This is a genomic window from Asanoa sp. NPDC050611 (genome assembly GCF_040654855.1).
Lineage (GTDB): Bacteria > Actinomycetota > Actinomycetes > Mycobacteriales > Micromonosporaceae > Asanoa.
On record NZ_JBFAIU010000043.1, the window covers coordinates 1 to 15,418 of the forward strand.

Here is a 15,418-nt window from a genome sequence, read left to right on the forward strand (position 1 = left end):
GTGAATGATCTGCTTGGCCACGGGCCGCTGTCCTTTCGCGTGGTCCCTCCCACAAACAAGAGCACAATAGCTCGTTCGCCGCGCGATCGGTCAATAGGACGGCAAAATTCAAGGCCGAGTCTTGTGCTTTCGTTAAATCGCCGCCCGCTACCGCCGCCACGATTCGTAGATTGCGCAACAGAGCGTGGTGGATTCGCGGCGTCGTGCTGAACCCCACGCCGCCCGGCCTCGTGTTAAGCACGTCACTCTGATCGGAATCTCGTGGATCGGACCACGCGGGCACGCGCAGTGATGGGCTGCGCGACCCGACCGGTCCCGGCCACGGCACAGCGGAATCACGCCAGGCATTGACACCGCTTGGATCGGTGGCCGTCACATTGCCGTGGGTCACGAATATTGGCGGTACGCTCAGGCGCGATGGATGCCAAGAAGCGCAACGCTCTGTCGTTCGGTCCGGCAGCGGCACGGTACGACCGATTCCGTCCCCCGTATCCAGGCGCCGCCTTCGAATGGGCGGTCGGCGGCCCGGCACCGCGCCGGGTGGTCGACCTCGGCGCCGGCACGGGCATCCTGACCCGGGGCCTGATCGCCGCCGGCTACGACGTGATCCCGGTCGAGCCGGATCCGGAAATGCGCGCGCAACTGTCGGCCGCCACGGATGGACACACGGCCTTGGCGGGCTCGGCGGAAGAGATTCCATTGCCCGACGGAAGCGTCGATGCCGTCATCGCCGGGCAGGCGTACCACTGGTTCGATGCCGGCGCCGCGCATGCCGAGGCGGCCCGGGTGCTGCGACCGGGCGGCTATTTCGCCGCGGTATGGAACCTGCGTGACCGCCGGGAACCATGGGTCGCCGCACTCGATGCCATCGCCAAGACCGCCGGTGACCGCGACCACGACCGGCCCACCGCGTTCGGCCCTCGGTTCACGCCGGTCGAGCACCGCGAATTCGTGCACGAGACGCCGCTCACGGGTGTCCACCTGGTGGAAATGATGACGACCCGGTCCTATTACATGACCGCCGACCCGGACACCCGGAAACGCTTCGAGACAGACGTGGCCGAGTTGGCCCGGACGCACCCGGACCTCGCGGGTCGCGAGTCGTTCGTGCTGCCGTACCGGACGATGGTCTATCGGGCGTCGACGTTGCGCTCGTAGACCATCCGCAGGCCGATCAGCGTGATCATCGGCTCGTGATGGGTGATCGTGCGGCATTCGCCGAGCACCACGGGAGCGAGGCCGCCGGTCGCGATGACCGCCTTCACGGTGCCCAACTCCTCGGTCATCCGGTCGACGATGTGGTCGACCTGGCCGGCGAAGCCGAAATAGAGCCCGGCCTGCAGGCACTCGACGGTGTTCTTGCCGATCACCGAGCGGGGCTTGGCCGGCTCGACCTTGCGCAACTGCGCGGCCCGCGCGGCGAGCGCGTCGAACGAGATCTCGATGCCCGGCGCGAAGGCGCCGCCGAGGAACTCGCCGCGGGCGCTGATCACGTCGAAGTTCGTGGTCGTGCCGAAGTCGACCACGATCGACGGACCACCGAAGAGGGTGTACGCCGCGAGCGTGTTCACCACCCGGTCGGAGCCGACCTCCTTGGGGTTGTCGATCGCGAGCTGCACCCCCGTCTTCACGCCCGGCTCGACGATCACGTTGGGCAGGTCGCCGTAGTAGCGGGCGAGCATGGTGCGCAGCGAGCGGAGCGCGGCCGGCACGGTCGAGCAGGCCGCCACGCCGGTGATCTCCACGGCGTCGCCGGCCAGGAGGCCCCGGAACATCAGGCCGAGCTCGTCGGCCGTGGACCGGGCGTCGGTCTTGATCCGCCAGTTGTGCACCAACTTGTCGCCGTCGAACGTGGCGAGCACCGTGTTGGTGTTACCGATGTCGATGCACAGCAGCATGCGGGTCAGCTCCGACTCAGGTGCGGCGGGCGAAGATCGAGTGCGATGTCCAAGATAGGTGACGAATGCGTCAACGCCCCTACCGAAAGGTAGTCGACGCCGGTGGCGGCGTACGCGGGTGCGACCTCCACAGTGAGTCCGCCGGTCGCCTCGAGCTCAGCGCGGTCACCCACGGCCGCGACGACCTCCCGGAGCACGGCCGGCGGCATGTTGTCGAGCAGCAGGAAGGCGGCGCCGACCTCCACCGCCTCGATCGCCTCCTCGACGGTGGTGACCTCGACCTGCACCGGCACCTCGGGAAAGGCCTCCCGGACCCGGCGGTACGCCTCGGCGACGCTGCCCGCGGCGAGCTTGTGGTTGTCCTTGATCATGGCGACGTCGTAGAGGCCCATCCGCTTGTTGGTGCCGCCACCGGCACGGACGGCGTACTTCTCCAACGCCCGTAGGCCCGGTGTGGTCTTGCGGGTGTCGAGGACCATCGCCTTGGTGCCGGACAGGGCGTCCGCCCAGCGCCGGGTGTGCGTCGCCACCCCGGAGAGGCGGCTGAGCAGGTTGAGCGCGGTGCGCTCGGCGGTGAGCAGGGTGCGGGTGGGTCCGGTCACCGTCGCGAGCAGGTCACCGGCGGACACCCGGTCGCCGTCGCGGGCCTTGAGGGTGATCTCGGGCGTACGCGCGCCCGCCAGCGCGAACACCGCCGCCGCGACCGGCAGCCCGGCCACGACGCCGTTGGCGCGGGCCACCACGTCGGCGGTGTCGACCTGCTCGCCCGGGATCGTCGCCTCGCTGGTCACGTCCCGGTGCGCCGGGCCGAGGTCCTCGTCGAGCGCCCCGCGCACCACCCGCTCGACCTCGGCCGGGTCGAGCCCCTTGGCGGTGAGATCGTCGGAGATCCACTGCGGCAGCATCACGCCTCCCAGGTGAGCGTCGGTGCCCCGGTGCCGTCGAGGGCCGGGAACAGGTGGCCGAGCCACTCGTCGCGGGCGGCCGGGTGGTCCTCCCGCCAGTGACAGCCGCGGGTCTCCTCCCGCGCCGTGGCGGCCGCGACCAGCGCCGCCGCGACGGTCACCAGGTTGGTCGCCTCCCAGCTCGCGGTCGACGGGCGGCCGCGGGTGGCGCCGAGGCCGACCATCGTGCCGGCGGTCGCGGCCAGCGAGCCCGCCGACCGGAGCACTCCGGCGCCCCGGGTCATCGCGCGCTGGAGCGCGGGCCGTACGCCCGGGTCGAGCACCCAGGCGTCGGCGGTCAGCGACCCCGGCTGGGACTGCGCGGGCAGCTCGCCGGCGATGTGGTCGGCGATCCGCCGGGCGAACACCAGCCCCTCCAGCAACGAGTTGCTGGCCAGCCGGTTTGCGCCGTGCACGCCGGTGCAGGCCACCTCGCCGCACGCGTAGAGGCCGGGTATCGAGGTGCGGCCGTGCAGGTCGGTGCGGACGCCGCCGCTGGCGTAGTGCGCGGCCGGCGCGACCGGGATCGGGTCGGTCGCCGGGTCGACGCCCGCGGCGCGGCAGGACGCGACGATGGTCGGGAACCGCCGCTCCAGGTATTCGCGGCCCAGGTGCCGGGCGTCGAGATAGACGTGGTCGGTGCCGTTGGCCACCATCACCCGGTGGATGCCCTTGGCGACCACGTCGCGGGGCGCCAGCTCGGCCAGCTCGTGCTGCCCGACCATGAACCGCTTGCCGTCGGCGTCGACGAGGTGCGCGCCCTCGCCCCGCAGCGCCTCGCTGACCAGCGGCTGCTGCCCACGCGCGGCCTCCCCGAGGAACAGGGCCGTCGGGTGGAACTGGACGAACTCGATGTCGGTGACCGCGGCCCCGGCCCGGATCGCCAGCGCGACGCCGTCACCGGTCGAGACGACGGGATTGGTGGTCGAGGCGAACACCTGGCCCATGCCGCCGGTGGCCAGCACGACCGCCCGGGCCAGGATCGAACCGACGCCGTCCTCGGTGCCCTCGCCCAGCACGTGCAGGGTGATCCCGCAGGCCCGGCCCGTGGCGTCGGTGAGCAGGTCGAGCACGAGCGCGTGGTCGACGACCCGGATCCAAGGGTCGCGCCGCACGGCCGCGTGCAGGGCGCGCTGCACCTCGGCGCCGGTGGCGTCGCCGCCCGCGTGCACGATCCGGTTGGCGTGGTGGCCGCCCTCGCGGGTGAGCATCAGGGAGCCGTCGGGGTTGCGGTCGAACTCGGCGCCGAGGCGCATCAGCTCGCGTACGCGGGTCGGACCCTCCTCGACCAGCACCCGCACCGCGGCCGGGTCGCAGAGCCCGACGCCGGCGACCTCGGTGTCGGCCGCGTGGGCCTCCGGGCTGTCGAACGGGTCGAGCACCGCGGCGATGCCGCCCTGTGCCCACCGGGTCGATCCGTCGTCGATGTTCTCCTTGGTAACCACCGTGACGTGCCGGCCGGCCGCGCGCAGCTGCAGCGCGGCGGTCAGGCCGGCGATCCCTGAGCCGACCACGACGACGTCGGTGGACTCGGCCCAGCCCGGCTCCGGGCCGGCGAGGCGGCGAGGCAGCTCGGGCAACTCCGCGACACGGGGGTCCATCCGTTCAGTGAACCCCGTCAGATCGTCAGGTGTCCGCCCGGAGGGCGGAAACGTGCGCAGGCTAACTCGACTGCCCGATGTTGGGCGGGAAGCCCTTTTCGCCGACGCCCTTCGCGGACGCGGTCAGGGGCCGGAACCGGACCCAGAGGAAGCAGCGCACCCCGCGGTCGCCGAGGGTCCAGGTCGCCTTGTCGGCCAGCACCGGGATGTAGCCGGTGCGGGCGTTGAAGCCAGCCCGGTAGGGCACCTTCACGTACGCCGCGATGGTCTTCAGGCAGCCCTCGTAGAACGGCACGTAGTCGCGGTCCTTGACCGGGTAGACGACCTTCGGCGGCGCGGTCCAGACGCCGGCGAACTCACCCTCGTGCCTGACGTCGCACGGGCTGTCGGCGACGGTGTCGACGTTCTGGCGCTTGTCCAGTTTGACCAGCGCACAGCCCAGGCGCAGCGGGGCGTCCGGCGCCTCGAGCGCGCCGGCCAGGCTGCCGGAGCGGGGCGCGACCTTGCCGTCCGGCCCGACGCCGGTCAGCTCGACGAGGTCGCAGCGGTACCAGCGCTGGCCCGCCGTCCACGCGGCCTTCGACGGCACCACCAGGTCGAGCCGGAGCCGGGCCTCGCGCCAGTCGGCGCCGAGCGCCGTCGCGGCTTCCTTGTCGCACTCGCCGAACACCGCGAGCGAGGCGCGGCTGCTGGCCGGCGGCACCGTGGCCGAGGTGGCCGCGACCCCGGTGAACTCTCCGCTGTGGATGGTCTCGGCCTGGTGCGGCAGGGCACAGTCGACGGTGCCGTCCAGCTTCTCGGCGGTACGCGCGGCGGGCTGCGCGTGGCAACTCGGCGGAGACGGTGTCGCCGTGACCTGCGGTGCCGCGACCGCTCCCCCGCCTTCCCCGCCGCCGTCGTCGCCGCACGCCGCGCTGGCCAGCACCAACACCACGACCGCTGCCGTCCATCGACGCATCGCGTCCTCCCCGGGGACCGTTTAGCGTGCGTTCCACGGCTGTGCAGTCCTAAGCGGACCACATCGAAACGGCGGAGCGCAACCGCCTGGTCACCCCGGGTTATTGATCAGCCAAGATCGATCGGTGCGTTGTCGATCAGGCGGGTGCCGCCGACTTTGGCCGCGACCAGCATCCGCGCGGGACCGTGCCCCGGCGGCGGGCCGAGGTCGGGGTCGAGCAGCACGAGATAGTCGAGCCGCACGTCGGTCGTACCGTCGGCGAAGACCTGGTGGGCCGCGGCGAGCGCGCCGTCGGCGTCCGCGCCGCGCCCGGCGGCGGCCGCGCCCGCGCGCAGCGCGCCCGAGAGCCGCAGCGCCGCGACCCGCTCCGACTCGGTCAGGTAGCGGTTGCGGCTGGACAGAGCCAGCCCGTCCGCCTCGCGCACGGTCGGCACGCCGCGCACCTCGATCGGCAGGTTGACGTCGAGCACCATCCGGCGGATCAGCGTGAGCTGCTGGTAGTCCTTCTCGCCGAAGAACGCGAGGTCGGGCCGGACGAGGTTGAACAGCTTGAGCACCACGGTCAGCACGCCGTGGAAGAAGCCGGGCCGGCTCGCGCCTTCGAGCAACTCGCCGAGCGGGCCGGGGTTGACCCGCACCTGCGGCTCGCCGCCCGGGTAGACCTCCTCGCGGCTGGGCGCGAACACCAGGTCGACGCCGGTGCGCCGGCACATCTCCAGGTCGGCTTCGAGGGTGCGGGGATAGCGGTCGAAGTCCTCGTTGGGCCCGAACTGCAGCGGGTTGACGAAGATCGTGGCGATCACCGCGTCGGCCTCGGCCCGGGCGGCGCGCAGCAGGGCCTCGTGGCCGGCGTGCAGCGCGCCCATCGTCAGCACGACCGCCACCCGTCCGGGCAGGGCCGTGCGGGCGGCGGCCAGGTCGGACCGCGTCTCGACGAGGTTCACGCGACCCGCTCCGGCCGGTCGCTGGCCAGCACGTCGAGCAGCGCCTCGGCGTCGTGCGGGCGTAGTCGCCCCGCGGCGATGGCACGGTCCGCAGTGCGCCGGGCAAGCGCGACATACGCGGGCACGGAGTCCGGCGCGGTCGTCTCCAGCGCGGCCACGTGCCGGGCCACGGTGCCCGCGTCGCCGCGGACCACCGGACCGGTCAGCGCCGCGTCGCGCATCCGCAGCGTGTTGTCGAGCGCGGCGTGCAGCAGCGGGCCGAGCACCTTCTCGGGGTAGACGACGCCCGCGTCGCGCAGCCGGTCCATCGCCTCGTTGACGAGCGTGACCAGGTGGTTCGCGCCGTGGGCGAGGGCGGTGTGGTAGAGCGCGCGGTCGTGCTCCGCCACCCACTCGGAGTTGCCGCCAAGATCGTGCACGAGGTCTTCGGCGAACGCCTTGAGGTCGGCCGGCGCCGTGATCCCGTACGAGATGCCGGCCAGCCGGTCGAGGTCGGCGGGCGTGCCGGTGAAGGTCATCGCCGGGTGCAGGGCGAGCGGCCGGGCGCCCGCGATGGCGGCCGGGGCGAGCACCGCCAGCCCGTGTGCGCCGGAGGTGTGCAGCACGACCTGGCCCGGGCGCAGCGCGCCGCGGTCGGCCAGGTCACCGACCACGCCGGCAAGATCGTCGTCGGGCACGGCGACGACCAGCAGGTCCGTCGCGGCGTGCGCGACCTGTGCGGCGGGGAGCAGGGGGAGGCCAGGGAGCAGGCGGGCGATCCGGCCCTTGGCGCCGGCCGAACCGGCGGAGGCGGCGACCACGTGGTGGCCGGCGGCGCTCAGGGCGGCGCCGAGCACCGCACCGACCCGGCCGGGCCCAATGATGCCGACCGTGAGGGGTCCGATGCTGGGGTGGCGCGGCAATGCGCTCATCTGTTGATCCAGTCCTCGTGGGTTAGGTACCGGTCAACATCAAGTATGCGATCCGGTAAAGACCGGACACAGCACTTGTGAAGACTTTCACGGGGAGGTTTGACCGGCCACTAGGCTGCTTTGATGCGCTGGTCCGCCGCGATGGCGCGGGCCCTCTACGGGCCGCACGGGTTCTTCGTCTCCGGTGCCGGGCCTGCCGGTCACTTCCGCACCAGCGCGAACGCGTCGCCCGTCCTGGCCACCGCCGTGCTGCGGCTCCTGGAGCGGGTCGACGACGTGCTCGGCCGGCCCGGGCGGCTGGACTTCGTCGATGTGGGTGCCGGCCGGGGTGAGCTGCTCACCGGCGTACTCGCGCTGGCGCCGACAGACCTGCGCGACCGGCTGCACCCCGTCGCGGTCGAGCTCGCGGCCCGGCCGGCGTTTCTCGACGCCGTGATCGACTGGCGGGACGCGCCGCCGGCGGGGATCACCGGCCTGCTGATCGCCACCGAGTGGCTCGACAACGTGCCGCTCGACGTCGTCGAGGGCGACCGTTACGTCGAGGTCGACCCCGCCACCGGGGCAGAGCGGGCCGGCGGGCCGGTCGAACCGGCCGACGCGGCCTGGCTGGAGCGCTGGTGGCCGGACGGGCCGCGGCGCGAGGTCGGGCGCGGCCGGGACGAGGCGTGGGCCGGTGCGGTCGGCGCGGTCGAGCGCGGGCTGGCGGTCGCGGTCGACTACGGGCACCTGCTGGGCGAGCGGCCCGTCGGCGGCACGCTCACCGGCTTCCGCGCGGGGCGGCAGGTGCCGCCGGTGCCGGACGGGAGCCGGGACGTGACCGCGCACGTGGCGGTTGACGCCGTCGCGCTGGCCGGCTCGGCGGTGGCCGGTCGCGCGTACCAGCTGATGAACCAGCGGCAGGCGCTGCGCGCGCTCGGCGCCGACGGCGGGCGACCACCGATCAGCCTGGCGGGCACGGACCCGGCCGGTTACGTGCGCGCGCTGGCGGCCGCGTCCGCGGCGGCGGAACTGATGGCGCCCGGTGGCCTGGGCGATCACTGGTGGCTGCTCCAGCCGGTGGGTATCGACGGCTGGACGTGGGACGATGGCCAGCATGTCGGATCTCCGTGAGGTGACCGTCGGCACCGGTGCCGGGCTCGACACCGCCGACATGGTGCTCAACATCGGACCGCAGCACCCGTCCACGCACGGTGTCCTCCGGCTGCGCCTGGTGCTCGACGGCGAGCGGGTGGTCTCCTGCGAGCCGATCATCGGCTACATGCACCGGGGCGCGGAGAAGCTGTTCGAGGTCCGCGACTACCGGCAGATCATCGTGCTGGCCAACCGGCACGACTGGCTCTCGGCGTTCGCCAACGAGCTGGGCGTGGCCCTCGCGGTCGAGCGGCTCATGGGCATCGAGGTGCCGGAGCGCGCGGTGTGGCTGCGGATGGCGCTGGCCGAGCTCAACCGGGTCCTCAACCACCTGATGTTCCTGGGCTCCTACCCGCTGGAGATCGGCGCGATCACTCCTGTCTTCTACGCGTTCCGCGAGCGCGAGACGCTGCAGACGGTGATGGAGGAGGTCTCCGGCGGCCGGATGCACTACATGTTCAACCGGGTCGGCGGCCTCAAGGAAGAGGTGCCGGCCGGCTGGACCCGGCGGGCCCGCGCCGCGATCGGCGAGGTCCGGCGCCGCCTGCCCGACCTCGACAACCTGATCAGACGCAACGACATCTTCCTCGCGCGTACGGTCGGCGTCGGCGTGCTGACCGCGGAGCAGGCGGCGGCGTACGGCGCGTCCGGTCCGGTGGCCCGCGCCTCCGGGCTCGACTTCGACCTGCGCCGCGACGACCCCTACCTCGCGTACGACGAGCTGTCGGTGCCCGTAGTGACCAAGAGGGCCGGCGACTGCCATTCGCGCTTCGAGGTGCTGCTCGACCAGGTGTACGTGTCGCTCGACCTGGCGCAGGAGTGCCTGGACCGGGTCGACCGGCTGACCGGCCCGGTCAACGTGCGGCTGCCCAAGGTGGTCAAGGCGCCCGAGGGCCACACCTACGCCTGGACCGAGAACCCGCTCGGCATCAACGGCTACTACCTGGTGTCCCGGGGCGAGAAGACGCCGTGGCGGATGAAGCTGCGCACCGCGTCCTACGCCAACGTGCAGGCGCTGACCACGCTGCTGCCGGGCTGCCTCGTGCCGGACCTGATCGCGATCCTGGGCTCGATGTTCTTCGTCGTCGGCGACATCGACAAATAGCCGCTCACCGCCAGCGGGCGTCGCCGCCTCCGTCGTCGTAGGAGCCGCGGCCCCAGGCGTTGTCCCGGTCGCGGTCCCGATCCCGATCCCGGTCGCGTTCGGCAGACGGGAGGGCGCGGCCGCCGGTCCACTCGTCGTCCTGGTAGTCCCGGCTCTGGCCGTACGTGTTGCCCGTGCCGCCGGAGCGGGACCGGCTGCCGGACCAGGCGTCGGCGTACCACTCGGGTGCGCCCGCGGTCCGGTCGTCGTCGCGGCGCACCGCGGCCCAACGGTCCTCGACGCGGTACTCGGTGCCGGTGTCGTCGGACCGGACGCTCGCCCGCCGCTCGCCCATCCGCAGCTCCCGGCCGCGGTCGTCGGAGCGGACGGCGGCCCAGCGGTCGCCGGCGCGGGTCGAGGACCACTGCGGGTCGTACGCGGGATCGTCGCCGCGCTCGATCGCCGGCCGGTCACCGCGCAACTCGCGCAGCCGGCGGTCGGTGAACGACTCCTCGCCGTCGCCGTCGCCGTCGCCCGCGTCCCAGGACCGGTCGTCGTCGACCCGGGCGCGGCGGCCGTAGCCCTCGTCGTCGTAGTCGGCGCTGTCGTCCTGCCGGCGCCGGCCGCCGTAGGTGCCGCCGCTCTGCGAGCTGTCGCTCCAGTCGCTGGCCCGGTAGCCGCCGTAGCGGTCGTCGTCGGCGTACCGGTCCTCGTCGCGGTAGCGGTCGTCCTCGCGGTAACCGTCGTCCGCGCGGTAGCGGTTGTCGTCGTCCCGGTAGCGCTTGCCCTCGCCGTAGCTGGAACCGCCGTCGACCACCGTGTGCCTGGTCGTGACCTGGACCGTCTCGGTGTGCCGGACGACGCCGCCGGGCATCCGGGCGCGTGGCGGGCGGGGCGTGCCGCCGGCGTCGACCGGGGCGCCGTAGGTGCGCCCGGCCTGCGCCATGGCCGGCTGCTGGTTGGCCGCCCAATCGTCGTCGGGCTCCCGCGCGCCGCCGCTGTCGGCTCCGTAGGTGTTGGCGGCGCGCCCAGCACCGTAGGTGGTGCCCTCGGCGGCGCGGCCGTAGGTGGCGGCGCCGGCACCGTAGGTCGCGCCTTCCCGCGCGGCGCCGTAGGTCGCCGCGCCGGTAGCGCTGCCCGTGTCGCGCGCCTGCGCCGGCACGCCGACGGCCGGCGGCCGTGGCCCGGCGCGCTGCGCGTCGAGTTGGGCCCGCATCGCGTCGACGGTCTGTTGCAGGGCCTGTAGTTTCTCGCCGACCTGCCGGTGGACGGCCCGGGCGGCGGTGTCGATGTCGCGCCGCACGTCGCCCTGCAGGCCGTCGATCTCGTCGGCGACCATGTCCTCCAGCTCGCCGCGGATCGAGTCGGCGTCGCCGCGCAGCCCGATCGACAGTCCGATGAGGACCACCGCGAGGACGGCCAGCACGGCGGCGATCCGCATCGCGCCGTTGCCGTCGGCCAGCAGCAGCAACAGCATGGCGATCGGGGCGAGCCCGACGCCGGCCCAGAACAACAACTTGAGCAGCGGGCGGCCCCGGGGCTCCTCGTCGTCGTCACGCGTCGGCATGGGTCGTGAGCCTACCGAGACATCCCGAACAGCGGAATGGCCACGTGCGCCGCCCATGCGTCCGATGCCGCCCACCACCGGGGTCTGCTAGGCCCCCGTTACGTCAGGTGAGTCGGCCAAACGCCGCTGAACCACCACGAGTCGGTCGGTCCCGGACCGGCACCCCGCGAAGGATGCCGGCCCGGGCCGGTCATCAGGTGGTTGCCAGGTCGCCGTCGGAGGACAGCACCAGGCCGACGCTGATCGCGCCGGTGCGCAGCGCGTTCTTCGTCTGCGGGCCACCCGCGTCGAGCGAGCTGAACTTGCCGGCGTTGAAGTTGTAGGTCGCGACGAGACCCTGCTGGCACTTCGGACGCTGCGGGCACTCAGGCGGGCCGCCGAGGACGGTGGCCGAGCCGGAGCACTTCTCCGCGAGCTGCGACAGCGTGGTCACGCCGTATTTGTCGGAGAACGCCTTGGTGACCGCGAACGCGTTCTGGTCCTGCGCGGCCGACGGCTCGCCGAACGTGATGCCCACCTTCTCGCCGAGCGGCCGGAGCTGGGCCATCGTCTCGTTGATGTCGGGCGAGGACAGCGGCTTCGCGTTGGCGCCGTTGACCTTGCCGTTGAGGAAGTCGAGCGCCGAAGCCGCGTATTCCGGGACGACCTGGACGTCGCCCTTCTCCAGCGCGGGCTCGTAGAGCTCCCGGTTGCCGATCGTCTGGACCGTCACGTTGTAACCGGCCGCGGTCAGCGCGATCTTGTAGAGCTCACCGAGCGTCGCGTTCTCGCTGAAGTTGGCGGCGCCGACGATGATGTCGCCGCCGGGGCCCTTCTCGATGCCGGCCGTCAGGTTGTTGGCCGCCGCGAACTCCTGCGCCGCCACCGCCGACGTCTTGCGCTCGACGTCGACCGCCCGGTTGAGCTGGATCAGCTTCGGGGTGTCGAGCGCCTGGGCGACCTTGTTGGTCGCCGCGACCACCTGCGGGCTGGCCGCCTTGGTGTTGATGGCAGCGACCACGTTGTCGCTGTTCTGGAGCTTCTTGTCGTCCTGCAGGACGACAAGCTGGTCGCCGGCCACAGGTGCACAACCGGCACCCGCCGCGGCGGACGCGGGCGCCTGAGTGCCGGAGGAACCGGCCTCACCGCAACCCGCAAGGAGTCCAGCCACGAAGAGGACGCCTGTCGCCCCCATCGCGAGCCGTGAAACTGCGCGCATGAATATGCCCGCCTTCCGTGTCCCGGCGCGACCCGTCTGGGCCGGCCGCGTGTCCGACGGACGGAGGGACAAGCTTCCCGTCCGCGATTTCTCAGCCAACATGTTGGCAGGAGGGACCGACAAGAATCCGCGGATGTTGTCATCGGATTGTCACTGTCGCGTAGTGATGCCCGTTACGTATCGGAGCGCGCAACCGGATGCTCCGGATAAATCGGATCAGGCGGCTCCGGTCGCGACGGCGTCGCGGTCCGCCCGCCGCCGCGCCGGCCGCAGCGGTGCCGGCGTGACCAGCCGCTCGAGCAGCGCCAGGACGCCCTCGGCCAGCAACGCGAGCAGGGCGACCAGCACGCCGCCGGCCAGGATCTGCCCACCGGCCACGGCCGTGCCGAGCCCGAACCCCTCGGCGATGATCTGCCCGAGCCCGCCGCCGTTGACGTAGGACGCCAGGGCCGTCGTCGCGACCACCTGCACCGAGGCCGTCCGGAAACCGGCCGCCAGGTAGGGCACCGCCAGCGGCAGCTCGACCCGGCGCAGCAGCTGGAAACCCGAGAGCCCCATGCCCTTGGCCGCGTCCCGGGTCTCCGGGTCGACCTGCCGCACGCCGGTGTACGCGTTCGCGAGCAGCGGCGGAATCGCGAACACGGCGAGCGCGATGATGGTCGGCGGCTTGCCGAACCCGATGAACGAGAGCGGCAGGATGGTCAGCAGCGCGATGGTCGGAATCGCCAGCGTGAGGTCGGAGAGCAGCACGATCACGCCGCCGCCGCGCCCGGAGTGGGCGAGCCACACGCCCAGCGGCCAGGCGATGACCAGGCCGATCGCCACCGCGGATGCCGAGATCACCAGATGCTCACCGAGCCGGTCCAGGATCCCGCCCGGGTTGGTCCAGTTCAGCGGGTCGTTGAGGTACTTCCACGCCGACTCCACGACGTTCATCGCGCTCTCCTGGTCCACGGGGTCAGCACCCGTCCGGTCCCGATCAGGATCAGATCGAGCACCAGGCCGAGCAGCACGCACAGGATGGCGCCCGTGGTGATCTCGGCCTTGAAGAAGTTGTTGCGGAACCCACCGAGGATCAGGTTGCCCAGGCCGCCCTTGCCGATCAGGCCCCCGATCGTGACCAAGGCCACGGTCGACACGGTGGCCAGCCGCAGGCCGGTGAGGATGCCCGGCAGCGCCAGCGGCAGGTCCACCCGCAGCAGCCGGCTCCACCGGCCGTACCCCATGCCGGTTGCCGCGTCCTGTGCCTCGCGGGGCACCTGGTTGAGCCCGGCCAACGTGTTGCGCACGATCAGCAACAGCGCGTAGAGCACCAGGCCGATCAGCACGGACGTCGACTTCGTCGGCCCGACCGCGGGCGCGATGAAGGCCAGCAGCGCCAGCGACGGAATGGTGTAGAGCACACCGCTCACGACCAGGATCGGCCCGCTCAACGGGCGCACCCAGTAGGCCAGCACCCCGAGCGGGATGGCCACCACAGCGGCGAGGGCGACGGCCTCGGCCGTCAACGTGACATGCTCGCCAAGAGCGTCAAGGATGGTGCTCGAGTTGGTCCGGATGTAGTCCCAGGAGAACCAGGGATTGGCGGCATCCTGATACGCCAGGTCGCGGAGGGACATAGGTGGACGCTACCCCGGAGGGTCGCACGGGCGCGCCGGCCGATCGCAAGGCGGCGCCGATCGAGCTGCGCGAGGTGCGCAAGCAGTACCCGGACGGCACGGTCGCCGTCGACAGGCTGAGCCTCTCCGTCAACGCCGGCGAGCTCGTGGTGCTGATCGGCCCGTCGGGCTGCGGCAAGTCGACCGTGCTCCGCATGATCAACCGCCTGGTCGAGCCGACCTCGGGCCAGATCCTGATCGACGGCGAGGACGTCACCGGCACTGACGCTGTGCGACTGCGCCGTCGCATCGGGTACGTCATCCAGAACGTCGGCCTCTTTCCACACCAGACGATCCACACCAACGTCGGCACGGTGCCCCGCCTGCTCGGCTGGCCCAAGCAGCGCACCCGGGAGCGTGCCGACGAGCTGCTCGACCTGGTCGGCCTCGATCCGTCCCGCTACGGCAGGCGCTATCCGCACGAACTGTCCGGCGGCCAGCGCCAGCGGGTCGGCTTCGCCCGCGCCCTGGCGGCCGACCCGGTCGTGCTGCTGATGGACGAGCCGTTCTCGGCGGTGGACCCGATCGCCCGCGGCGGGCTGCAGCGCGAGTTCCTGCGCCTGCAGGCCGAGGTGCGCAAGACCGTGGTGCTGGTCACCCACGACCTCGACGAGGCGGTTCGGATGGGCGACCGGATCGTGGTGCTCTCCCAGGGCGCCCACCTGGAGCAGTTCGGCACGCCGGCGCAGCTGCTCGGCGAACCGGCGTCGCCGTTCGTGCGCGAGTTCGTCGGCAAGGACCGCGGCATCCGGCGGCTCGCGGTGATCCCGGTCACCGCCGACATGCTCACGCCCGCCGCCCAGGTGACCACCGGGGGCCAGCTGCCGACGGTCGAGCTGGGCACCTCGCTCTACGACGCGCTGGCCGCGATGCTCGTCACCAACTCGGACTACGCCGAGGTCAAGGACGGCAGCCGGTCGGCCGGCGTGATCAGCCGGCACCGCATCCTGAGCATCGACTACCCGGCCGAGTAGGTCGAGGACCCGGCATCGGGTCCCTCGACCTTTCGCTAGCTGCGGGTGCCGCGCCAGCCGCCGAGCGTGGCGAGGCCGACGATCCAGCCCACGAACAGGCCGTACGTCGCGCCAGCGCCGGCGGCGCTGAACGCCGTCAGCAGCGTCGGGTTGCTGCGCACCAGCGTGGTGATGAGGCCGGCGAACGCGCCGGCGAAGATGAACGCGGCCCAGCCGGCGAAGAGCTGGCTGAGCGTGCCGCGGGCCCGGGCCAGCTGGCTGCCGGGCAGGAGGTAGAGGAACAGCGCCGTGAGGACCACGACGAGGATCGCGCGCAGATCGTCGGCGAGCACGTCCTGGAGCGAGTCACTGGTGTCGAACCGCCAGGCCGGATAGGCCAGCAGTCGAAGGAACCAACCACCGGCCGTCTGGTCCGTGTAGTTGTCGTTCACCCAGTCGCGATACCAGGGGCTACCGAAGACCAGCACCAGGACCAGGGCAGCGATCGTGCCCGATCCGGTAGCGGTCTTGTACCGGTTGGTGAGAGCCATGCCGCCGGTATTTCCCGGCG

The 15,418-nt window shown here is 72.2% G+C and carries 15 protein-coding genes; 4 read left to right on the top strand and 11 right to left on the bottom strand.

From position 1 onward, the window contains the following. Nucleotides 1-417 precede the first annotated feature (417 nt). A complete protein-coding gene (locus AB0H87_RS09675) occupies nucleotides 418-1,158 on the top strand; it encodes a class I SAM-dependent methyltransferase (protein WP_360142162.1) in 741 nt (246 codons plus the stop codon). Here the strand turns inward: AB0H87_RS09675 and AB0H87_RS09680 are convergent. From AB0H87_RS09680 to AB0H87_RS09705, 6 genes are all read right to left on the bottom strand, one after another. Then, nucleotides 1,131-1,898 (bottom strand): type III pantothenate kinase, encoded by a 768-nt coding sequence (locus AB0H87_RS09680; RefSeq protein ID WP_360142164.1) that lies wholly within the window; start codon nucleotides 1,896-1,898, stop codon nucleotides 1,131-1,133. The genes AB0H87_RS09675 and AB0H87_RS09680 overlap by 28 nt on opposite strands. 5 nt (nucleotides 1,899-1,903) lie before the next feature. Then, nucleotides 1,904-2,803, bottom strand: a complete 900-nt coding sequence (gene nadC / locus AB0H87_RS09685; RefSeq protein WP_360142166.1) for a carboxylating nicotinate-nucleotide diphosphorylase — start codon at nucleotides 2,801-2,803, stop codon at nucleotides 1,904-1,906. Further along, the gene (locus AB0H87_RS09690) at nucleotides 2,803-4,443 is read right to left on the bottom strand and encodes an L-aspartate oxidase (protein ID WP_360142168.1); all 1,641 of its coding nucleotides are present in this window, start codon (nucleotides 4,441-4,443) and stop codon (nucleotides 2,803-2,805) included. Before AB0H87_RS09690 ends, nadC begins: the two co-directional genes overlap by 1 nt. 61 nt (nucleotides 4,444-4,504) lie before the next feature. Continuing rightward, nucleotides 4,505-5,401, bottom strand: a complete 897-nt coding sequence (locus AB0H87_RS09695) for a septum formation family protein (RefSeq protein WP_360142170.1) — start codon at nucleotides 5,399-5,401, stop codon at nucleotides 4,505-4,507. Between the two features lie 107 nt (nucleotides 5,402-5,508). Continuing rightward, nucleotides 5,509-6,345: a pantoate--beta-alanine ligase gene (gene panC, locus AB0H87_RS09700; protein ID WP_360142172.1), complete on the bottom strand. Its 837-nt coding sequence runs from the start codon at nucleotides 6,343-6,345 to the stop codon at nucleotides 5,509-5,511. Continuing rightward, a complete protein-coding gene (locus tag AB0H87_RS09705; RefSeq protein WP_360142174.1) occupies nucleotides 6,342-7,256 on the bottom strand; it encodes a DUF2520 domain-containing protein in 915 nt (304 codons plus the stop codon). The genes panC and AB0H87_RS09705 overlap by 4 nt, the downstream gene beginning before the upstream one ends. Before the next feature lie 123 nt (nucleotides 7,257-7,379). On the opposite strand from AB0H87_RS09705, the gene AB0H87_RS09710 reads away from it, so the two are divergent. Together AB0H87_RS09710 and AB0H87_RS09715 are read left to right on the top strand one after the other, a co-directional pair. Next, on the top strand, nucleotides 7,380-8,366 hold the full coding sequence (locus tag AB0H87_RS09710; RefSeq protein WP_360142176.1) for an SAM-dependent methyltransferase: 987 nt from the start codon (nucleotides 7,380-7,382) through the stop codon (nucleotides 8,364-8,366). After that, on the top strand, nucleotides 8,341-9,492 hold the full coding sequence (locus AB0H87_RS09715) for an NADH-quinone oxidoreductase subunit D (protein ID WP_360142178.1): 1,152 nt from the start codon (nucleotides 8,341-8,343) through the stop codon (nucleotides 9,490-9,492). The genes AB0H87_RS09710 and AB0H87_RS09715 overlap by 26 nt, the downstream gene beginning before the upstream one ends. 4 nt (nucleotides 9,493-9,496) lie before the next feature. Here the strand turns inward: AB0H87_RS09715 and AB0H87_RS09720 are convergent, their stop codons facing one another. The 4 genes from AB0H87_RS09720 to AB0H87_RS09735 form a co-directional block, all read right to left on the bottom strand. Beyond that, on the bottom strand, nucleotides 9,497-11,038 hold the full coding sequence (locus AB0H87_RS09720; protein ID WP_360142180.1) for a hypothetical protein: 1,542 nt from the start codon (nucleotides 11,036-11,038) through the stop codon (nucleotides 9,497-9,499). 193 nt (nucleotides 11,039-11,231) lie between these two features. Next, nucleotides 11,232-12,098 carry a glycine betaine ABC transporter substrate-binding protein gene (locus tag AB0H87_RS09725; RefSeq protein WP_360142182.1) on the bottom strand — a complete coding sequence of 289 codons (867 nt, stop codon included), beginning with the start codon at nucleotides 12,096-12,098 and terminating at the stop codon, nucleotides 11,232-11,234. A 354-nt stretch (nucleotides 12,099-12,452) separates the two neighbouring features. Next, the gene (locus AB0H87_RS09730) at nucleotides 12,453-13,172 is read right to left on the bottom strand and encodes an ABC transporter permease (protein ID WP_360142184.1); all 720 of its coding nucleotides are present in this window, start codon (nucleotides 13,170-13,172) and stop codon (nucleotides 12,453-12,455) included. Then, nucleotides 13,169-13,855, bottom strand: a complete 687-nt coding sequence (locus AB0H87_RS09735) for an ABC transporter permease (RefSeq protein ID WP_360142186.1) — start codon at nucleotides 13,853-13,855, stop codon at nucleotides 13,169-13,171. The genes AB0H87_RS09730 and AB0H87_RS09735 overlap by 4 nt, the downstream gene beginning before the upstream one ends. A gap of 2 nt (nucleotides 13,856-13,857) precedes the next feature. Here AB0H87_RS09735 and AB0H87_RS09740 point away from each other — a divergent pair, with 2 nt between their 5' ends. Then, the gene (locus AB0H87_RS09740) at nucleotides 13,858-14,868 is read left to right on the top strand and encodes an ATP-binding cassette domain-containing protein (RefSeq protein WP_360142188.1); all 1,011 of its coding nucleotides are present in this window, start codon (nucleotides 13,858-13,860) and stop codon (nucleotides 14,866-14,868) included. A 35-nt stretch (nucleotides 14,869-14,903) separates the two neighbouring features. On the opposite strand, the gene AB0H87_RS09745 is transcribed toward AB0H87_RS09740, so the two are convergent. Continuing rightward, nucleotides 14,904-15,398, bottom strand: a complete 495-nt coding sequence (locus AB0H87_RS09745; protein ID WP_360142190.1) for a hypothetical protein — start codon at nucleotides 15,396-15,398, stop codon at nucleotides 14,904-14,906. Between the last annotated feature and the right edge of the window lie 20 nt (nucleotides 15,399-15,418).

Bases quoted from the DNA above. Each gene is read 5' to 3' on its own strand.
- AB0H87_RS09675 (WP_360142162.1), top strand. From the start codon at position 418: ATGGATGCCAAGAAGCGCAACGCTCTGTCGTTCGGTCCGGCAGCGGCA.
- AB0H87_RS09680 (WP_360142164.1), bottom strand. From the start codon at position 1,898: ATGCTGCTGTGCATCGACATCGGTAACACCAACACGGTGCTCGCCACG.
- nadC (WP_360142166.1), bottom strand. From the start codon at position 2,803: ATGCTGCCGCAGTGGATCTCCGACGATCTCACCGCCAAGGGGCTCGAC.
- AB0H87_RS09690 (WP_360142168.1), bottom strand. From the start codon at position 4,443: ATGGACCCCCGTGTCGCGGAGTTGCCCGAGCTGCCTCGCCGCCTCGCC.
- AB0H87_RS09695 (WP_360142170.1), bottom strand. From the start codon at position 5,401: ATGCGTCGATGGACGGCAGCGGTCGTGGTGTTGGTGCTGGCCAGCGCG.
- AB0H87_RS09705 (WP_360142174.1), bottom strand. From the start codon at position 7,256: ATGAGCGCATTGCCGCGCCACCCCAGCATCGGACCCCTCACGGTCGGC.
- AB0H87_RS09710 (WP_360142176.1), top strand. From the start codon at position 7,380: ATGCGCTGGTCCGCCGCGATGGCGCGGGCCCTCTACGGGCCGCACGGG.
- AB0H87_RS09715 (WP_360142178.1), top strand. From the start codon at position 8,341: ATGGCCAGCATGTCGGATCTCCGTGAGGTGACCGTCGGCACCGGTGCC.
- AB0H87_RS09720 (WP_360142180.1), bottom strand. From the start codon at position 11,038: ATGCCGACGCGTGACGACGACGAGGAGCCCCGGGGCCGCCCGCTGCTC.
- AB0H87_RS09730 (WP_360142184.1), bottom strand. From the start codon at position 13,172: ATGAACGTCGTGGAGTCGGCGTGGAAGTACCTCAACGACCCGCTGAAC.
- AB0H87_RS09735 (WP_360142186.1), bottom strand. From the start codon at position 13,855: ATGTCCCTCCGCGACCTGGCGTATCAGGATGCCGCCAATCCCTGGTTC.
- AB0H87_RS09745 (WP_360142190.1), bottom strand. From the start codon at position 15,398: ATGGCTCTCACCAACCGGTACAAGACCGCTACCGGATCGGGCACGATC.